General features: G+C 72.4%; 13 protein-coding genes. 4 read left to right on the top strand and 9 right to left on the bottom strand.

Going from position 1 to position 17,695, the window contains the following annotated elements; genetic code table 11:
• Positions 1-632 (top strand): GTP-binding protein (locus ABTZ91_RS25195; protein ID WP_352079503.1); only part of this gene is annotated, 632 nt, incomplete at its 5' end.
• An 89-nt stretch (positions 633-721) separates the two neighbouring features.
• On the opposite strand, the gene ABTZ91_RS25190 is transcribed toward ABTZ91_RS25195, so the two are convergent.
• A complete protein-coding gene (locus tag ABTZ91_RS25190; RefSeq protein WP_352079502.1) occupies positions 722-1,492 on the bottom strand; it encodes a lytic transglycosylase domain-containing protein in 771 nt (256 codons plus the stop codon).
• Positions 1,493-2,000: 508 nt separating this feature from the next.
• Here ABTZ91_RS25190 and ABTZ91_RS25185 point away from each other — a divergent pair.
• Positions 2,001-3,023: a hypothetical protein gene (locus tag ABTZ91_RS25185; protein WP_352079501.1), complete on the top strand. Its 1,023-nt coding sequence runs from the start codon at positions 2,001-2,003 to the stop codon at positions 3,021-3,023.
• Between the two features lie 59 nt (positions 3,024-3,082).
• Here the strand turns inward: ABTZ91_RS25185 and ABTZ91_RS25180 are convergent, their stop codons facing one another.
• The 4 genes from ABTZ91_RS25180 to ABTZ91_RS25165 form a co-directional block, all read right to left on the bottom strand.
• The gene (locus ABTZ91_RS25180) at positions 3,083-5,113 is read right to left on the bottom strand and encodes an alpha/beta fold hydrolase (RefSeq protein ID WP_352079500.1); all 2,031 of its coding nucleotides are present in this window, start codon (positions 5,111-5,113) and stop codon (positions 3,083-3,085) included.
• Positions 5,086-6,870: an N-acetylglutaminylglutamine amidotransferase gene (locus tag ABTZ91_RS25175; RefSeq protein WP_352079499.1), complete on the bottom strand. Its 1,785-nt coding sequence runs from the start codon at positions 6,868-6,870 to the stop codon at positions 5,086-5,088. Before ABTZ91_RS25175 ends, ABTZ91_RS25180 begins: the two co-directional genes overlap by 28 nt.
• A 262-nt stretch (positions 6,871-7,132) precedes the next feature.
• A complete protein-coding gene (locus tag ABTZ91_RS25170; RefSeq protein ID WP_352079498.1) occupies positions 7,133-8,323 on the bottom strand; it encodes a glutamate--cysteine ligase in 1,191 nt (396 codons plus the stop codon).
• Between the two features lie 275 nt (positions 8,324-8,598).
• A complete protein-coding gene (locus ABTZ91_RS25165) occupies positions 8,599-9,921 on the bottom strand; it encodes a hypothetical protein (RefSeq protein ID WP_352079497.1) in 1,323 nt (440 codons plus the stop codon).
• Between the two features lie 226 nt (positions 9,922-10,147).
• Here ABTZ91_RS25165 and ABTZ91_RS25160 point away from each other — a divergent pair, with 226 nt between their 5' ends.
• Positions 10,148-10,411: a hypothetical protein gene (locus tag ABTZ91_RS25160; RefSeq protein ID WP_352079496.1), complete on the top strand. Its 264-nt coding sequence runs from the start codon at positions 10,148-10,150 to the stop codon at positions 10,409-10,411.
• A 284-nt stretch (positions 10,412-10,695) separates the two neighbouring features.
• Here the strand turns inward: ABTZ91_RS25160 and ABTZ91_RS25155 are convergent, their stop codons facing one another.
• From ABTZ91_RS25155 to ABTZ91_RS25140, 4 genes are all read right to left on the bottom strand, one after another.
• On the bottom strand, positions 10,696-12,681 hold the full coding sequence (locus ABTZ91_RS25155) for an FAD-dependent oxidoreductase (RefSeq protein ID WP_352079495.1): 1,986 nt from the start codon (positions 12,679-12,681) through the stop codon (positions 10,696-10,698).
• The gene (locus ABTZ91_RS25150; protein ID WP_352079494.1) at positions 12,678-13,535 is read right to left on the bottom strand and encodes a TetR/AcrR family transcriptional regulator; all 858 of its coding nucleotides are present in this window, start codon (positions 13,533-13,535) and stop codon (positions 12,678-12,680) included. Before ABTZ91_RS25150 ends, ABTZ91_RS25155 begins: the two co-directional genes overlap by 4 nt.
• A gap of 68 nt (positions 13,536-13,603) precedes the next feature.
• On the bottom strand, positions 13,604-15,037 hold the full coding sequence (locus ABTZ91_RS25145) for an NAD(P)/FAD-dependent oxidoreductase (protein ID WP_352079493.1): 1,434 nt from the start codon (positions 15,035-15,037) through the stop codon (positions 13,604-13,606).
• Between the two features lie 142 nt (positions 15,038-15,179).
• Entirely contained in the window at positions 15,180-15,800 is a 621-nt protein-coding gene (locus tag ABTZ91_RS25140; protein ID WP_352079492.1) for a TetR family transcriptional regulator C-terminal domain-containing protein, read from the bottom strand.
• A gap of 305 nt (positions 15,801-16,105) precedes the next feature.
• Between ABTZ91_RS25140 and ABTZ91_RS25135 the strand changes: the two genes are divergently transcribed.
• Positions 16,106-17,677, top strand: coding sequence for an APC family permease (locus tag ABTZ91_RS25135; protein ID WP_352079491.1), 1,572 nt, complete (start codon positions 16,106-16,108; stop codon positions 17,675-17,677).
• Positions 17,678-17,695: the final 18 nt, after the last annotated feature.

The following is a 17,695-nucleotide window of genomic DNA, read 5'->3' as shown; positions in this document are numbered from 1 at the left end:
TAGAGAGAACTGGAGCGGCACATGCGGTTGAATCGATGGATAGTATCCTTTCTCCATATTTCGCAGATAGGCTATGCATGATAGGGATTATTACCGTAGTTGATGGCAAGCTTTGGCTTGATCGTAAGAAAATGAGTCCAAGCGTGCAGCAGCTGCTAATTGAACAGGTTCGGCACGGGAATATGCTGTTAATTAATAAACAGGACCAACTGACAGAGGAAGAAAAAGCAAGGATTACATTTGAGCTTCAAAGTATAAATCCACAGGCCTTTACGTTATTAACAAGCTATTCAAAGCTGCCTTTTCAAAGGTTAAAGGGCATGGTAATGCAGTTTGCAAATGATACTGTTAAAACAACGATTCAAACATTACAGCTAAGTTCTTTTGTTTATCCATTTCAGCATACTATTTCGGCCGAGAAATTTGAGGCATTCTTAAAAGAATTGCCTGATACCATTTACCGTATTAAAGGATATATACAATTCCATCAAAATAAGTATCCTGACCTTTTCCAATATTCTTATGGAATGCCTTTAATGATGAGAGAAGACATGAAAATGCCGTTAAATTTAGTGTTTATCGGTGAAGATGTAAACTGGAAGGAAATGAAGGACAAGTTGGATATGCTTTAACAGTCAGGGTTTCCAGCTATATCCAGAATGGAACCTTCGTAAAAAGGGCAAACTTTCTTTAGTTAAAGGAAAGAGGAGGATAATCTTGTTCAAGAAGCAAAAACGTCCAGGAAGTAGCCGTACCAGGACAGGACCACCCTCAGATACTCCCGGGACCGGTTGTAGGAGAGGATCGCGCGGTCGAGGTCCCCCGGCCGGGAGAGGTCGCGGCCGCCCGCGCACAGATAGCGTCCCGCGGCGAGCGCCGCGTCGTACACGTTGTGCGGGTCGGCCCTGCCGTCGCCGTTGCCGTCCGAGCCCCACCGCGCCCACGTGGACGGGATGAACTGCATCGGGCCGACCGCGTGGTCGAACGACGCGTCGCCGTCGAACACGCCGTGGTCGCTGTCGCGGATCAGGGCGAAGCCCCGGCCGTTCAACTGCGGGCCGACGATGGGGGAGTAGGTGGTCCCCTCCGCGTCCACCCTTCCACCGCGCGCCTGGCCGGACTCCACCTGCCCGATCGCGGCCAGCAGCTCCCAGCGCAGGGCGCACCCCGGGGCACTTGCGGCGAGCGCCGCCTCCGCCCGCCGGTAGGCGGCGAAGACCGTGGCCGGAACGGCGCCACGGTCGGCCACGAACACGGAGCGGACGGCGGGCGAGACGGGGCCGCGCACCGCGAGCGGAGGAAGCTCGGTCAGATAGTGCCCATCGCCTGGAGCCTGCCCGGCCGACTCCTTGCCCGCCCCAGCCCCTGCGCCCGTGGCCCCCACCACGAGTCCCGGCGCCTGCGAGCCGCTCACCGTCACCATCACCGCCGCCGTGATCGCCGCGGCCACCACACCCCTGCGGACCCGCCGCTCCCCGAACCGCCTCACCATCCGTCAACCCCTCCCGGTCGCCCGTCGCTGCCGTCTGCTCTACGGGGCGGGGATGCCGGTCCGTCGCGCCGGCGGCCTCTTTTCTCGGCCTGGTCCGGCGACGTCGTTGCCGGCGGGGCCGCGGCCGGGTGGACGGGGTGGGAGGACAGGCGGACACACCGCGTCAATCCGGCGCCGTCACGATTCACCCGCAACGACGGCGAGAGGCGAAGAAATCCGGTCGCCCGGGCGGGTCGGTGGTTCGGCGGGGACCGGGGTTCGGAGCCGTCGGCCAGCGAGCCGCGGCTCCGGCCGGCGGCGTGCCGGGCCGGTCAAACCCGCTCGGCGGGTTTGACCGGTTCGTCACGGTACCGCCCCGGCCCGGCCTTCAAACTCGCGGGCAGAGGGTGCTCAGCCCGGCCCGCGGACCCGGGCACGCCGACGGTCCGCGGTACGCGGCGCATGACACCCCGCTTCGGCAGCGCGGCGTCATCGAGGCGCCGCATCGTTCTACACAAGGGGAAACCGCATGGCCGTCTCCACGACCCCGGGAACCGAGTGGGGCTCCTGGAAGAAGCTGGACGGCTCCGTCTACTCGGAGCCGGCCCCGGTCCTTGAGGCCGACAACCGCGTCCGCGTGTTCGTCCAGGGCGCCGGGAACTCGCTGTGGAGCCGCGGGCAGAACAGGGCGCGGGCCTGGGGGGACTGGGCCCACCACGAGGGCTCCGCGGTCGCCGGCGTACCGGCCCCCATCAGGGGCAAGGACGGCAAGGTCCGCGTCTTCTACCGCACGCCGGGCGACGAACTGCAGGTCGTCACCCAGGACAGGATCAACGGTACGTACGGCGCCGCCCGTACGCTGGCGACCGGCCTCGGCGGCGACCCGGCCGCCGCACTGGACGCGGACGGCCGCATCCACGTCTTCTACCGAGGTGCCGACGGCGCCCTGTTCCACACCCGCAACCAGGACCTGCGGTACGAGCAGTACACGCAGGTGACCTCCCTCGGCGGCGACATCCACGCCACCCCCTCACCCGTCCTGGACGGCTCCGGCCGCCTGGTGGTCGCCGTCAAGGGCGCCAACGACACCCTCTACACCGTCCAGCAGAAGACGGAGAACTCCACCGGCTTCGGCGACTTCGAACGCCGCACCGCCGGTGTCGCCTCGCGCCCCGCCGCCGTGGCCGACGCCGCCGGCCGGGCGCAGATCTTCTACCGCGGCAGCGACAACGCCCTGTGGCGGGTCGGCCAGGGCGACGACCACCAGTCCTTCGGGGACCCCGCCTCCGTCGGCGGCTCGCTCCTGAACCGGCCCACCGCCGCGCTGGGCCAGGACGGACGGCTCAACGTGTTCGTCACCGGCACCGACAAGGCCCTGTGGCTGACGGTGCAGACCGAGGAGAACGGCACCGCCTACAGCACCTTCTCCTCCCTCGCGGGCGGCATCGACATCCCCGTCCCGATCGCCGACCACGACAACCTCCTGCACGCCTTCACCGTCGGATCCGGCACCGAACGCAACCTCTACTCCCTCGCCCAGACCTGGGCCTGACGGCGCGTTGCACCGCCCTGGCGGCCTGCCGGGCAGGGAGCGGCCCCGCCCGGCAGGGCTCAGGCGGTGAGCCAGCGCTGGAGCCAGTCCGCGGCGGTCCGCCGGAAGAGGCGGCGGCTCTCCGCGCGGCGGAAGTCGTGGCCCTCCTCGTGCAGGAGGAGCAGCTCGGCCTCCAGGCCGCGTTCGCGGGCCGCGTGGACGATCTGCTCGGACTCGCGCGGCGGGACGTTGGTGTCGTGCTCGCCGTGCACCGCGAGCAGCGGGACGCGCAGGGCGTCGATGCGGCTCATCGGCGACAGGGCGTGGAGCAGGGCCCTGTCCCGTTCGGGGTGGCCGTACTTGTGGGCCGCCGACTTCGCCAGCCACGGCTCGGTCCCCGCGAAGAAGGTGCCGAAGTCCGACATCCCGCAGACGGTGACGCCCGTACGGAACAGCTCCGGGTGCCACACGAGGGAGGCGAGCGTGAGGTAGCCGCCGTACGAGTGGCCCATGACGGCGAGGCGGCGCGGGTCGGCGAGACCGGCCTCGATCACGTGGGCCGCGCAGTCGGCCACGTCGTCGATCGCCGCGAAGCGCCCCTCGCCGAGGTCGGCGTCGCGGAAGGACCGCCCCCAGCCCGAGGAGCCCCGGACGTCCGGCGCGAAGACGTCGAGGCCCCGGCCCAGCAGTTCGTGGTAGAGCGGGGCGAACACCGGACGCTCCTGCTCCTCGGGACCGCCGTGCAGGTGGAGCACGCACGGCGCCGCCTCGCCGGGTCGGCGGCCGGGCGCCCGGTGGTACCAGCCGCCCAGGAGCAGCCCGTCACGGGCCGTCGGACGCAGGGGCACCGGCCGTACGGGGGGAGGCCCCGGGGGCACGGTCTCGGCGTCCCGCGCCGACCACGGCGTCCGCACGGCGGCACCCGTGTCCGGCACGTGCCAGACCCCGGGCCTGCGCTGGGATCCCGACAGGGCGACCAGCATCCCGTACGGCCCGGCCGGCGTGACGCGGGTGACCACCTCGTGCGCCAGCTCCACCGCGCGGGGCGCGGGCGGCACCGTGCCCGCGCCGTCCAGCGGCAGCGTCTGGAGTTCACTGGTGCCCCGGACGTTCCACGACAGCGCGGCACGCCGGCCGTTCTCCACGAAGGCGAGCAGCTCCAGGTCACAGCCGTGCCGTTCGGCGACCACGCGAAGACCGGTCCGGGCCCCCGTCTCGTCGAGGTCCAGCGCGAGCAGCGCCGCGAACTCCCGCTGGTGGTCGCTGCGCAGCCACACCGTACGGCCGTCCGGCGAGAAGCGGCCGATCCACGGGTCCCCGTCGGCCACCGGCAGCGCGCAGACGGCGGTCCGGTCGGACAGCCGGACCACCACCGCCTCGCGTCCGCCGCGCGGACCGCGGCGCAGCAGGGCGAGGCGCCCGTCAGGGCTGACGTCGCACACCCGCAGCGTCGCCGCCTCGGTCTCGTCGGCCAGGAGGACGGGGGCGGTGGTCCCCGCCGGATCGAGGAGGTAGGCGGTGAGCCGGTCGTGGACCGGGGGACCGCCGTCCGCGTCGCCGTGCGCCCCGGCGCCGAGGAGGACGGCGTGCCCGTCCCGCTCCGTCCAGCCCGCGGGCCGCTCGGCCAGGGCCAGCAGGTCCGGCCGGTCGGCCACCGGCTCGGCGATGGTGACCGCCAGCCCCGCGCCGTCCCTGGTCCAGCAGCCCAGATAGGCCGAGGAGTCGGGGTCGGCGCCGGACATGATCCGGCGGTCCGAGCCGTCCGGGCGGACGCACAGCACCCGGGTGTGGCCGCTGCCGCCGGGCGCGACGGTGTACGCGATCCACTGGCCGTCCGGCGACCAGGACACCTCGGTGACATGGTCCGGCCCGGCGTCCAGCAGGTGTGCGTCCTCGCCGTCCACCGCGCCCACCCAGAGCTGCGGCACGCCGCCGCGGTCACAGATGAAGGCCGCCCGCTCACCACCGGGGTCCACCGCCGGATACCAGCAGGCGTGCGCGGTCAGTCCCCTGGAGGCGTCCTGGGGGCCGGCGGCGGCGGCCAGCAGTTGCGTCGCGGGAGCCGCCGCCGGGCTCTCGGCGGTCAGTCGATGCCGTGCGTCTGCAGCCATATCTCCAGCAACGCTACCTGCCACAGGGCGTTGGCCCCTCGGTTCGTACGGTGGTCGTCCGGGGCGTCGAGGAGCGCGGCGACGTACTCCTCCCGGAAGAGCCCGCGTCCGCGCGCGGCGGGAGCGTTCAGTGCCTCGCGCACCCGCTCCAGGACCGGGGGCGCCATGCGGCGGATGGCCGGTACGGGGAAGTAGCCCTTCGGCCGGTCGACGATGTCCACCGGCAGCACCGTGCGTCCCACGTCCTTCAGGACGCCCTTGCCGCCCTGGGCGAGCTTCAGACCGGGCGGGCAGGCCGCCGCGAGCTCGACCAGTTCGTGGTCGAGGAACGGCACCCGGGCCTCCAGACCCCAGTCCATGGTCATGTTGTCGACGCGCTTGACCGGGTCGTCGACGAGCATCACATGGGCCTCGGTGCGCAGGGCGGCGTCGAGCGCGGTCTCGGCTCCGGGCGCGGCCATGTGCCTGCGGATGTACTCCCGGGACGGGTCGCCGTCGGCCAGCATCCCCGGCTGCAGGATCTTCTCCAGGTCCGCGTGCGGCCGGTCGGAGTAGACGTCGGCGTACCGCTCGGGCGCCTGATCGCGGGAGACCTCGGCCATGGCCGGGTGCCAGTGGTAGCCGGCGAAGACCTCGTCGGCACCCTGGCCGCTCTGCACGACGCTGACCTCCTTGGAGACCAGCTCCGACAGGAGGTGGAAGGCGACGACGTCGTGGCTCGTCATCGGCTCGCTCATGGCGGCCACGGCCCCGTCCAGGGCGGTGGACACCCGGTCCGACGGCACCATCAACTGGTGGTGGTCGGTGCCGAAGAGCCGCGCCACCCGGTCCGAGTAGAAGAACTCGTCCCCCTCCTCGTCGCCCTCCGAGTCGAACCCGACGCTGAAGGTGGCCAGGTCCTTCTGCCCCTCCTCGGCGAGCAGGGCGACGATGACGCTGGAGTCCAGTCCGCCGGAGAGCAGCACCCCGACCGGCACGTCGGCCACCATGCGGCGGCGGACGGCGGTGCGCAGCGCGTCGAGGACGGCGTCCCGCCAGTCCTCCGCGTCCATTCCGGCGTGTTCGGCGCGCCGGGTGTAGGAGGGCTGCCAGTAGCGGTGGTCCTCATGGGTGCCGTCCGGTTCCACCACCCGCACGGTGGCGGGCGGGAGCTTGCGCACGCCGGTGAGGACGGTGTGCGGGGAGGGGACCGTCGACTGCCAGCTCATGTAGTGGTGCACGGCGACCGGGTCGAGCGAGGTGTCCACCCCGCCGCCCGCGAGCAGGGCGGGCAGCGTGGAGGCGAACCGCAGCCGTCCCGGCCGCTCGGCCAGGTAGAGCGGCTTGATGCCCAGCCGGTCACGGGCGAGCACCACCCGTCCGGTGGCGTGCTCCACGATCGCCACCGCGAACATGCCGACGAAGTGCCGCACGAAGTCCGTGCCCCAGGCGCGGTACGCCCTGAGCACGACCTCGGTGTCCGAGGTGGTGGTGAAGCGGTGCCCGAGCCGGCGCAGCTCCTCGCGCAGCTCCTCGTAGTTGTAGACGCAGCCGTTGAAGACGCAGGTGAGACCCGCCTCCTCGTCGGTCATCGGCTGGGCCGCGCGGTCCGAAAGGTCGATGATCTTCAGCCGCCGGTGGCCGAGGGCGACGGCTCCCCTGGACCACAGGCCCTTGCCGTCGGGACCGCGGGCCGCCAGGCGGTCGGTCATACGTTCCACGGCGGCCAGGTCGGGCCGCTCACCGTCGAAGCGGATCTCTCCGCTCAGGCCGCACACGCCGGGCCTCCCTGGGTCAGGACGTCATGGACGACAGGTATGGGTCGGGGGGAGGGGGCGGTGCGTTTTCGCATGATCCGTACTCCTTGTTGCGGGTTCTGCGGTTCTGCGGTTCTGCGGTCCGCAGGTTGTGTGGTTCTGCGGGTTGTGTGGTTGCGCGGGTCTGGGGTCTGTGGGTTCTGCGGCTCTGTGGGTTCTGCTATGGGCTCTGCGAGGGGTCGCGGCGATACGTACGGTGCGAGCAGCGCAGCACCGGGTGGCGTCAGGCGCTCGCCGCCGTCCAGCCGTCCCGCCAGCCGCCCGGCCGGGCGTGCGGGCCCCCGATGCGTCTCGGGCCCCGGCCGCTCCCGGCGGGGCGGAGCGTCTCGCCCCGGGTCTGGGCGAGGACGTCGTCCAGGGCGGCGAGCAGGTCTTCCTCCGCCGCCTTCGTGCGCAGGCGGTGCGCGGCGCTGCCGCGGGCCAGGGCCTCCTCCGTCAGGGACGTGACGGCCTCCCAGTCGCCGTACTCCTCCAGCGTCGGCCGCAACCGCCGGAGCATGCCGCGTACGACCGCGGGGGCGGGCGCCGCGAGCCGGGTGACGGGGTCGATCAGGTCACCCTCCAGGCCCGATCGCGCCGCGCGCCAGGTGGCCGCGCGCAGCCATTCGTGCCGGCCGTCGCACCCCGCGCCGCCGGTGGTCCGGACCGTCTCGCACGCGTCGGTGACCAGCGCCCGGAAGAGCGCGGAGATCAGCACCACCGTCTCGACGCGCGGGCAGGCGTCACAGATGCGCAGCTCGAGAGTCTGCAGGTGCGCCGACGGGCGGACGTCGTAATAGATCATGCCGGGGTCGCTGAGGACGCCCGAGCGGACGAGCTCGTCGAGCGTCCGGTCGTACTCCTCGGCGTCGGCGAAGCACGCGGGCGCGCCGGAGGTGGGCCAGCGCTGCCAGACCATGGTGCGCCAGCTCGCATAGCCGGTGTCCGTGCCGAGCCAGAAGGGAGAGCTGGCGGACAGGGCCAGAAGCGGCGGCAGCCAGGGGCTGACGGCACACATGGCCCGCACGGCGGTGTCCCGGTCCGGCACGTCGATGTGCACCTGCGCACCGCAGATCAGCTGCTCGTCCACGAGACGCTGGTACTCGTCCGCCATGTGCAGGTACCGCTCGTCAGGAGTCGGCGGCACGGTCCCGAGCCGGGTCAGCGGGGCGGTGCCCGCGGCCGCGATCGCCAGGCCCTGGGAGGAGACGGCTCGGTCGAGCCGTCGCCGTGACGCGGACAGGTCCGCGCGCAGGTCCTCCAGGGAATCGTGCACCCCGCTGTTGGTCTCGATCACCGACTGCGACAGTTCACGCGCGTAACCCTCCGCGTGCCGGCCCAGCCTGCGGAGCACCGCATCGGCTCGCGGGGCCAGTTCCCCGCTTTCGACGTCGATCAGGTGGAACTCTTCCTCGACCCCGATCCGGACGGTCACGGCGCCTCCCAGCGGACGACTCGGCGTTTTCCGACCGGCCTCGCCGTGATCGACGCCGCCGGTGTGACCGTACGAGTGCCCCACTTCGGTGAACCTATGCACCTAACGTGCTCATGTGAGGGAGTCAGTGCACGCCTGAGCGCCCGCGGGTGGGTCACCGGATGACGCCCCCGGGCGCTTCACTGACGGGTGCCCGCTCCGGCGCGATTCATGGCCCCCACCTGCGACGCCGTGGTGCGCGGGCGCGACGCCCGTCCGGCGCGCCGTCAGGCCGGTCAGTGCTCCGTTCGGCGCTCCGGCCGTGGGGGAGCCGCGCCCGGCGGTGGCGGCCAGGGACCGGCGAGCAGGGCCGCGGCCTCCGCGACGATGGCCGCGGCCGCCCGCTCGCGGGCCCCGTGGGGGGTGCCATGCGGGTCGGCGTCCGTCTCCGCGCATGTCTCCGCGCATGTCTCCGCGTACGTGTCGGCGTACGCGTCGGTGAGGTCGACGAGCGGCCGGAGCGCCGGAGGACCGTCCAGAGGTCCCCAGGCCTCGTACGAGATGAGGTCACCACCGGCGGCGGGGTCCAGAGCGCCGGTCACGACGAGCCGGAGCCACCAGCGGACGAGCTCCCAGCGGACGCGTTCGGCCCCGACGCCTTCGGCACGGACGCCTTCCCGGCCGACCAAGGATCCTGCGGCCCATGCGCCGGCCCCGGCCCCGGCCCCGGCCTGGGCCCCGGCGTCCTCGGCGGGAAGGGCATCCGCGAGGCCCAGCTCGGTCAGGACCCGTTCGAACAGCGCGTCGGCCTCCCCGCGCTCCGCGCGCGTCAGGCCGGCGAGCAGGGGCAGCGACTCCGACTCGACGCCCAGCACCAGCGCCGTGAGGCCCGCCTCGATCAGTTGCTCCGGGTGGTGCGGCCGGCCGATCAGCCGCTCCAGCGCCAGCATGCGCAGCTGTTCCACGGCCTGGGGCACGGTGACGGCGTACGGGCGGTACGGCGTGGGCGCGGTCACGTCGATGCCGGGACCGCCTCCGACGAAGGACGACCAGAAGTCCACGGTCGCGTGCCCGAACAGGCTGCCCGACCGGCCGGTGAACTCGCGCCGGAGGTAGTCGGCGAGATCGTTCCCGTAGAGGATGATGTCGGTCTGGTGGACGGACAGCACGGGGTGACCCCACTGGCCCGCGATGCCGGGCAGACAGCGATGGGCGTAGACGGGCACCAGACGCGGCACCGTCGCCAGCGCGGCCCGCGCGACCCGCAGGGCCTCGGCCGTCCCCGCCGGCCTCGGGCTCCAGCGCGGATGCCAGAAGCTGTTGTGCTCCACGTCGAAGAGCACCCCCTCGACCGGCCGGGCAAGGCGTCCGGCCAGCTCCTCCGGGTCGCCGTCACGCCAGTCCGGCCAGCTCGGCGACCCGAGCGGGAGACCGGCCGCGAGGAAGGTGCGATGGTCCGCCGAGAAGGTGAACCCGAACCGGGCCTCGACCGCGTCGAGCTCCCGCTCGCCGAGACCGGGCCCGATCTCCGCGCCCAGCATGCCCTGGAGGGCCCGCGCGTCGGCGAGGGTCAGGGGCGGCGGGGCGGACGGGGAGGGCGGGGGAGCCGGAACGATCATGGACGACAGCCTAGGACTCCGGCCGGCCCCGCGACGGCGGGTTACGACGGCGGGCTACCGAGGCGGGTTACGACGGCGGCCCACGGCGGCGGGCGCGCGGCGGGTTACGGACGGTGGCCCACGGCGGCGGGCTACGGCGCGGACCACGGGCACTGTCAGACCCTGCCCGTAGCGTCGGAGACACGGGGCCGGGACGTACCCGGCCCACCGTCGCAAGGGAGCCGTCATGGGTGAGCTCAGCGTGGACCGGCAGCACCTCGACCACCTTCTCGCGGACCCCGCGAGCGGGTACGACACCCCCTATCAGCAGGCGTTCGCCGAGCTCGCCGTCACCCACCGGGGACGGCCCGTGGCGGCGATCGTGCCGCTGCTGCGCGCGGCGGCGGAGCGGGCGCTCTTCGGCTTCACCCCCGCCGACCTCGCCGACCAGGCGGAGGCCATCAGCAGCGGAAGGCCGTACGAGCTGCGCATCCGCGTCACCGGGAGATAGACCCCCGCCGGCCCGCGACGCCCGGGGGACGGACGCCCGCCGTCGCCCTTCCGCGTCTCGGCGCGCCGGCCCGCCGGCCGGCGGCGCGGAACATTTCGCCGGCGATGGTGGTCGCCGTCCCGGGAGCCACGGCGCCCACGACGGCCCGCACCCCCTCCCGTAACCGGTCCTTCTCCCGTAACCGGTCCTCCGCCCGCCTGGACTCCTCGGCCGCGCCCTCGCTCTCCCCGCCCCTCACCGGTCCACCCCCGCGCGCCCGCACGGAGCGGCACCACCGCATCCCGCTACAGCGTCGCCGCCGCGGTGAGGCCCTCCAGGACCGCCTCCTCGACCGTGCGCGGGCTGACGCGGTCACCGACCGCGAGGACCCGGTCGGCCGGCAGACCCAGGGCCGGCAGGTCCGGCGTCGTCGGGCAGAGGTCGGTGACCGGCACGTGGCCCTGGGCCAGGACGACGGCGGCGACGTCCTCCACGAGCACCGGGTCCTCGGTCAGCGCGTGCTGCAGATAGACGGTGTCCGGATCGGCCCCGTACAGCCGGACGTTGGGAACCACCTCGACCCGGGCGCGTACGGCCTCGGCCAGCATCCCGGCCCGTACGTACTGCTGGAGGTGCTCGCCGGCCGCGAAACCCGTCACGCACAGGGTCACCTTCCGCCCCCGGCCCGCGAGCAGGAGCGCGACGCCCAGGCCGATCCAGTCGCCGCGCCAGTCCGCCACGACGACGCGGCCGCGCGGCACCTCGGCGCCCCGGATCACCGACCAGGCGTCCAGGACCACCGGGTCGTCCAGCAGCTCCAGCCGGGGCCGGCGGGGCACGGCGCCCGTCGCCAGGATCACGGCGTCGGGCGAGGCGGCGGCCAGGGCCCCGGCATCGATCCGCGAGCCGGTGAGGATCCGCACCCCCGCGCGACGCGCCTCGCCCTCCAGATTGGTGATCACGCCGCCGAACTCGGCCCGGCCGGGCAGCCGTTCGGCCAGCAGCACCTGCCCTCCGACGCGCCGGCCGGCCTCGTGCAGGACCACGTCGTGGCCGCGCCCGGCCGCGACCGCCGCGGCCTTCAGCCCGGCCGGCCCGCCGCCGACGACCAGGACCCGCCGGCGCCGCGTCACCGGCGGCAGCAGCGCGAAGCGGCGCTCCCGACCCGTCTCGGGGTGCTGGATGCACGAGATCGGATGCCCGAGCTGGAAGTGGCCGATGCAGGCCTGGTTGCAGCCGACACAGGCCCGGATCTCCTCGGCGCGCCCCCCGGCCGTCTTGGCCGGCAGCTCCGGGTCGCAGATCAGGGCCCTGGTCATGGCGCAGGCGTCGGCCTGCCCGCCGGCGATGATCTGCTCGGCCTCCTGCGGCTGGTTGATCCGGCCCGCCACCATCACCGGGACGCCGACCACGGCCCGTACCCGCGCGGCGAGCGGGGCGGTGTAGCCGGCGGGCCGCGCCATGGGCGGGGCGATGTGCTGGGCGCCGGACAGGCTGGAGGAACTGCCCGCGCACACCGAGACGTAGTCGAGCAGCCCTTCGCCGTCCAGGCGGGCGACGGCGTCCAGCACCAGTTCGGTGTCCAGACCGTCGTGGCTGAGCTCGTCCCCCGAGATGCGCAGGCCCACCACGAACCCGGGCCGGGCCTGTTCGCGGGCGCTGCGCAGCGCCTCGCGCAGGAACCGCAGCCGGCGTTCCGGGTCGCCGCCCCAGCCGTCGGTGCGGACGTTGACGTGCGGGCTGAGGAACTGCGCCGGCAGATAGCCGTGGCTGGCGACGACCTCCACACCGTCGAGACCCGCCTCCCGCAACCGCCGGGCGGCCCGCCCGTAACCGTCGACGACCTCGCGGATCTCCTGCTCGGTCATCGCCCGCGGCATGACGTGGAAGCGCTCGCTCGGGACGGCGGAAGGGGCCCAGGCCACCGGCGCCGTGCCGTCGGCGGACTCCAGGATCTCCCGCCCGGGGTGGAACAGCTGCCCGAACACCTTCGTACCGTGCCGGTGGACCGCCCGCGCGAGCCGGGCGTAGCCGGAGACGCAGGAGTCGTCGGTGGCCATCAGCACATGGGTGGTGTAGCGCGCGGACTCGTGCACGCCGGAGACCTGGAGCACGATCAGTCCGACGCCGCCGGCCGCGCGCGCCTCGTGATAGGCGATCAGGTCGTCGGTGACGGCGCCGTCCTCGGCCAGGACGGTGTCGTGACCGGAGGACACGATCCGGTTGGGCAGCGTCACGCCGCCGATCCGCAGGGGGCTCAGGAGCCGGGGGAACCGCGTCAGCGTCGTCATCGCAGCACCTTTCCGGGAACGCGCAGGGTGATGTGGGGCTCGAACGCGTCCAGCAGCAGCTCGCGCATCCGCGGCGCCGACATCTCCGCGGTCCCCGCCAGCACCTGGATCGCCAGACCGTCGACCATCGCGGTGAACCGGCTGGTCAGCGCCTCCGCGTCGGCGGCGGCTCCCATGCCCTCGGCCTGACAGGCGCGGACCAGGTCGAGCACGGTCTGCCGCCAGCGCGTGTAGACGGCCCGCTGCCCTTCCCGCAGGGCGGGGTCGACGATCGCCTCGTTCCACGACTGCACCCACACCGACCACTCGTCGCGGTCCTCGTCCCGGGTGATCAGCTGTACGTCGATCAGCCGGCGCAGTTTCTCGGCCGCGCCGTCGGCGTCCCGGAACTCGGCGTCCAGCCGCCGGTGGAGGCGGTCCGCGCAGTGCAGCAGGGAGGCGCGCAGCGCGTCGCCCTTCGTCGGGAAGTGGTAGTGGATCGTGCCGGTGCTCGTCCCGCAGGCGCGGGCGATGTCGGCGACCCGCACCCGGTGGAAGCCACGCCGGGCGATCAGGCGCGCGGTCGCCCGCAGGATCTGTTCCTTGCGCACCTCCGCGTCCACCGCGTCGGCGCGGCGCCGGGCCTCGGCTCCGCCCTGACCGCCCGCACCGGCGGGCGGGCGGCCCCGCCCGGTGCGCAGATACCGTACGGACACCTCGCCCACCCGGGCGATGGCGGCCAGCTCGCGGTCCGCGAGACGGCGGCTGCCGCGCAGGGACTTGGAGAGCGCGGTGGGATCCATGCCGACGCGCTCGGCGAACTCACGCTGACTGACCGGCGCCGCCCGCACCACCAGCCGTGCCCGCTCGGCCACCGCCCGTGCGTCGTCCTGCCCGCCTGCGTCCTGTACGTCGTCTTCCCCGGCCCGCGTCCGGTCGGCCGTCATCGCCCCCGCCCCCGCCCTCGTTCCCCGTCAGCTGTTCGCAGCGCCGTCAGCACCTCGTCGGCGGCGCGGTACCCCGACGACACGGCGCCGTCGATGTAGCCGTTCCACACCGAGGCGGTCTCCGTGCCCGCCCAGTGCACGGGCCCGACCGGGGTCCGCCAGCCGCGCTCCCCGGCGGCGCTCCACCCGCCGGGGGTCAGATACGCCTCGTAACCGCCCCGTGCGAAGGGGTCGTGGGTCCAGATCTTCTCGGTGTAGTCACGCGGCCGTCGGGCGCGCGGGCCGACGACGGAGGCGAGGCTGTCGAGGACGGCGCTGCGGCGGGCGGACTCCTCCTGGGCGGCGAAGCGGTCGAGCCGGTCGCCGTACACGAAACCGACGAGGACGCCGCAGGAGCCGGTCTCGTCGGGGGAGGCGTCGTAAGGGGAGTTGTCGAACACGACGCCGACCGGGCCGTCGTCGTACAGCGTCGCCACGCCGGACAGTCCCTCCTCGCGCCAGAAGGGCGTGTCGTAGACGGCGTGGACCTTGGCGACGCGGCCCATCGGCGCGTGCGCCAGCCAGGCCGCGCGGGCGGGTGGGAGCGGGGGCGTGAAGTCCACGGCGCGTACGGCGTGCGGGGGCAGCGCCACGATCGCGCGCCGGGCCCGGATCTCGGTCGACGCCGTGCGGGCGCGGACGCCGTCCGGCCCGCACGCGATCGAGCGCACCTGCTCGCCGAGCCGCACCCGGTCCCCGAGCAGCGACGCGACGGCGTGCGCGGGAGCGGCCGCGCCGCCGGTGAAGCGGCTGTCCTGGGCGCAGCCGCGCGTCTCCATCAGCTGCTCGTAGCCGCCGGCCGCCGCGATGGAGAAGAGGACGTGGAAGAGGGAGATCTCGTGGGCCTCGGCGCACCACAGGCCCTGAACGGCGAGGTCGAGCCGGCGCAGCGCCTCCTTTTCGTTCGTCTCGGAGCGGAAGAAATCCCCGGCCGTCCGCGCGTCCCACTCCGCGAAGCGGGCGGTGCGCCAGGGCCGGACGGTGTCCACCGTGCGGGCGAGGGCGTCGAGGTGTTCGGTGATCTGGAGATACACGGCGACGCCCGGCCCGTGCTCGGGTGCGGAACCGGTGTAGGGGATGCGGGTCCCGTCGTGTCCGACCTCGATGTGGTGGCCCTTCTCCCAGGTCGGGAAGGTGGGGCAGGCGAAGCGCGCGGCGAGTTCGACGAGGCGGGTCTGAGTGGGGCCCACCCACTGGCCCCCGTGGTCGATGGTCAGGCCGTCCGGCCGCGTCTCGGTCAGCACCCGTCCGCCGACCCGGTCGGCCGCCTCGACCAGCGTGAAGTCGACGGCGTCGTCGTGGAGTCGGAGGGCCGCGGCGAGGCCGGCGTAGCCGCCGCCGACGATCACCACCTCGGATTCGATCAGACGCGTTGTGCTCTGTCTCTCCATGCGCCGAGAGGATGCGGCAACACTGACGGGCGCGTCAATGGTTGCGACAGCGGTTGCCTCGGGAAGGGGCGGGGCGGCGGGATGCCGGCGGTGCCAGGGCGGGGCGGCGGGATGCCGGCGGTGCCAGGGACGGGCGGCCGGGTCAGTCGGCGCGCGTCAAGTCTTCGTGGGCGATGCCCAGTTCTCGTACGAGCGCGTCGTCGACCCACTCCAGCATGGTCGCCCGGCCGATGGCGCCCTGGTACGAGGTGGTCTGGACGGCCAGTCCGTCGAGCAGCGCGGTGAGGCGGAAGGCCGCGTCCGCGGGATGGGCGCAGGCGAACTCGCCGGCCGCGACGCCCTCCGCGACGACCTCGGCGATCGCCGCCTTCCACTGCTGGTCGAGATCGCGGGTGACCTTCCGCAGGGCGGGTTCGCGCAGCGCGGCCGCCCAGCCCTCGATCCACAGCCGCCAGCCCTTGGCCTGCCCGGTCGGCGCGTACCACCTCACCGCGGAGCGCAGCCGCCGGACGGCGCTCGTCCGCGGCTTGCCGAGGATCTCGCGCAGGTGCGCGAGGTCGCCCGCGGCGGCGTGGGCGAAGGCCTCGGCGACGAGGAGTTCCTTGGTGGAGAAGTGGTAGAGCACCAGCGAGCTGCTGACGCCGAGCGCCGACGCGACGTCCGCGATGCGCACGTTGCCGACGCCGCGGGCCTCGATCTGCTCGACGGCGACGCGCAGGATCTCCGCGCGCCGTTCCTCCACGCTCAACCGCACTCTGGCCACACCCGCACCCTACACAGCTCTTGACAGTGCCGTGTGGCCGGGCTCACAGTGCTGGCTACTGACTGGCTGTTCAGTCAAAAGGGGCTGAGCAGTCAAGAGGTCGTTCGGTCACAAGGCTGTGCAGTCACAAAGGCTGAGCAGTCACAAGGCCGTCCAGTCACAAGGCCGTACAGTCCCAGGCTGTCCCGGCAGAAGGCTGTCCCGTCACAAGCCCCCCGCGTCCCGAGCCGTCCCCTCATGTCATGCCGCTCCCGTACGAGTCCCCCGTGTCACCGTGTCACCGTGCCGCCGTAGGAGTCCGCCTCGTGAGCCACACCCCCGCCACTCCCGAAACCTCCGCTCCCCTCACCACCCCCGCCAGCGCCGCAACGCCCGACCTCTCCGAGGGCTGGACCGAACAGCGCGGCAGGCTCCGCAAGGAGCTGCGCCGCTTCGACGTCCTGCTGTTCCTCATCTGCACCCTCGTCGGCCTCGACACCATCGGCTCGGTCGCCGCCCAGGGCCCCGAGGGCCTGACCTGGATGGCCGTCCTCGCGCTGCTGTTCTTCCTCCCGTACGGACTCCTGGTCGCCGAACTCGGCTCCGCCTTCCCCGTCCAGGGCGGCCCGTACGTATGGACCCGGCTCGCCTTCGGCCGGCTCACCGCGGGCCTCAACCAGATCCTCTACTGGATCTCCAACCCGGTGTGGGTCGGCGGCAGTCTCTGCATCATCGCCCTCACCACCTGGGAGCAGTTCTTCACCCCGTTGCCCGGACTGTGGAAGTACGCCGCCGGACTCGTCTTCATCTGGGGCGGCGCCCTCGCCGTCGTCCAGTCCGTCCGGGTCGGCAAGTGGGTGCCGATCGCCGGGGCCCTGGCCCGTATCGTGCTCCTCGGCTTCTTCCTCGTCTCGGTCGTCGTCTACGCCGTCCAGAACGGTGTCCACACCCTGCCCGCGAGCGAGTTCGCTCCCACCTACGTCGGCTTCGTCGCCCTCGTCCCCGTCCTCATCTTCAACTACGTCGGCTTCGAACTGCCCAGCTCCGCCGCCGAGGAGATGCGCAACCCGCGCCGTGACATCCCGCTCTCCATCCTCCGCTCCGGCCTCGCCTCGCTCGTCCTCTACGGCGGCCCGATCCTCGGCATCCTCTTCGTTCTGCCCAGCGAGCGGATCGGCAGCCTCGGCGGCTTCATCGACGCCTGCAAGGCCGTGTTCACCGTCTACGGGGGCTCCATCGCCGCCGACGGCACCGTCACCCTCACCGGGGCGGGCGCGGTCTTCGGCGGCATCGCCGCCGCCGGGCTCATCATCGGCCTGCTCACCTCCGGCGTGACCTGGGCGATGGGCGCGCACCGCGCCCAGGCCGTGGCCTGCGCCGACGGCGCCGGCCCCGCCTGGCTCGGCACCATCTCCGAGAAGCACGGCACACCGGTGCGGGTGAACCTGCTGTCCGCGGTGCTCGCGTCCGTCCTCCTCGTCGTCGCGCTCAACCTCACCGAGGGCGACGGCGAGAAGTACTTCGCCGCGGGCCTCGGCCTGACGATCTGCACGACCTTCATCTCGTACGTCATCACCTTCCCCAGCCTCCTCGTGCTGCGCCGCAAGTACCCCGACACGCCCCGCCCCTACACCGTCCCCGGCGGACGCCTCGGCGCCTGGACGGTCACCGTCCTCGCGACCGGCCTCGTCGCCTTCACCGTGGTCGTCCTCATCTGGCCGGGCTTCGGCGTCGGCTGGTTCGGCACCGACGGCTCACCCGCCGACTCGCTCCCCGCCGCCTTCGCCGGCCAGCGCACCGCGTACACCCTCAGCCAGGTGGTCCCGCTGATGCTCATCGCGGTCATCGGCCTCGTCTTCTACGCCCTCGGTGCCAAGACCCGCAGGACGGAACGCTGACGCGGACCCACGTACGGA

The organism is Streptomyces sp. NPDC126499 (assembly GCF_040302485.1).
Classification (GTDB): Bacteria; Actinomycetota; Actinomycetes; order Streptomycetales; family Streptomycetaceae; genus Streptomyces.
This window is presented reverse-complemented; position numbering and strand designations above follow the sequence as displayed.

Coding starts and splice junctions, on each gene's coding strand:
- ABTZ91_RS25190 (WP_352079502.1), bottom strand. CDS start 1,492: ATGGTGAGGCGGTTCGGGGAGCGGCGGGTCCGCAGGGGTGTGGTGGCC.
- ABTZ91_RS25185 (WP_352079501.1), top strand. CDS start 2,001: ATGGCCGTCTCCACGACCCCGGGAACCGAGTGGGGCTCCTGGAAGAAG.
- ABTZ91_RS25180 (WP_352079500.1), bottom strand. CDS start 5,113: ATGGCTGCAGACGCACGGCATCGACTGACCGCCGAGAGCCCGGCGGCG.
- ABTZ91_RS25165 (WP_352079497.1), bottom strand. CDS start 9,921: ATGATCGTTCCGGCTCCCCCGCCCTCCCCGTCCGCCCCGCCGCCCCTG.
- ABTZ91_RS25160 (WP_352079496.1), top strand. CDS start 10,148: ATGGGTGAGCTCAGCGTGGACCGGCAGCACCTCGACCACCTTCTCGCG.
- ABTZ91_RS25155 (WP_352079495.1), bottom strand. CDS start 12,681: ATGACGACGCTGACGCGGTTCCCCCGGCTCCTGAGCCCCCTGCGGATC.
- ABTZ91_RS25145 (WP_352079493.1), bottom strand. CDS start 15,037: ATGGAGAGACAGAGCACAACGCGTCTGATCGAATCCGAGGTGGTGATC.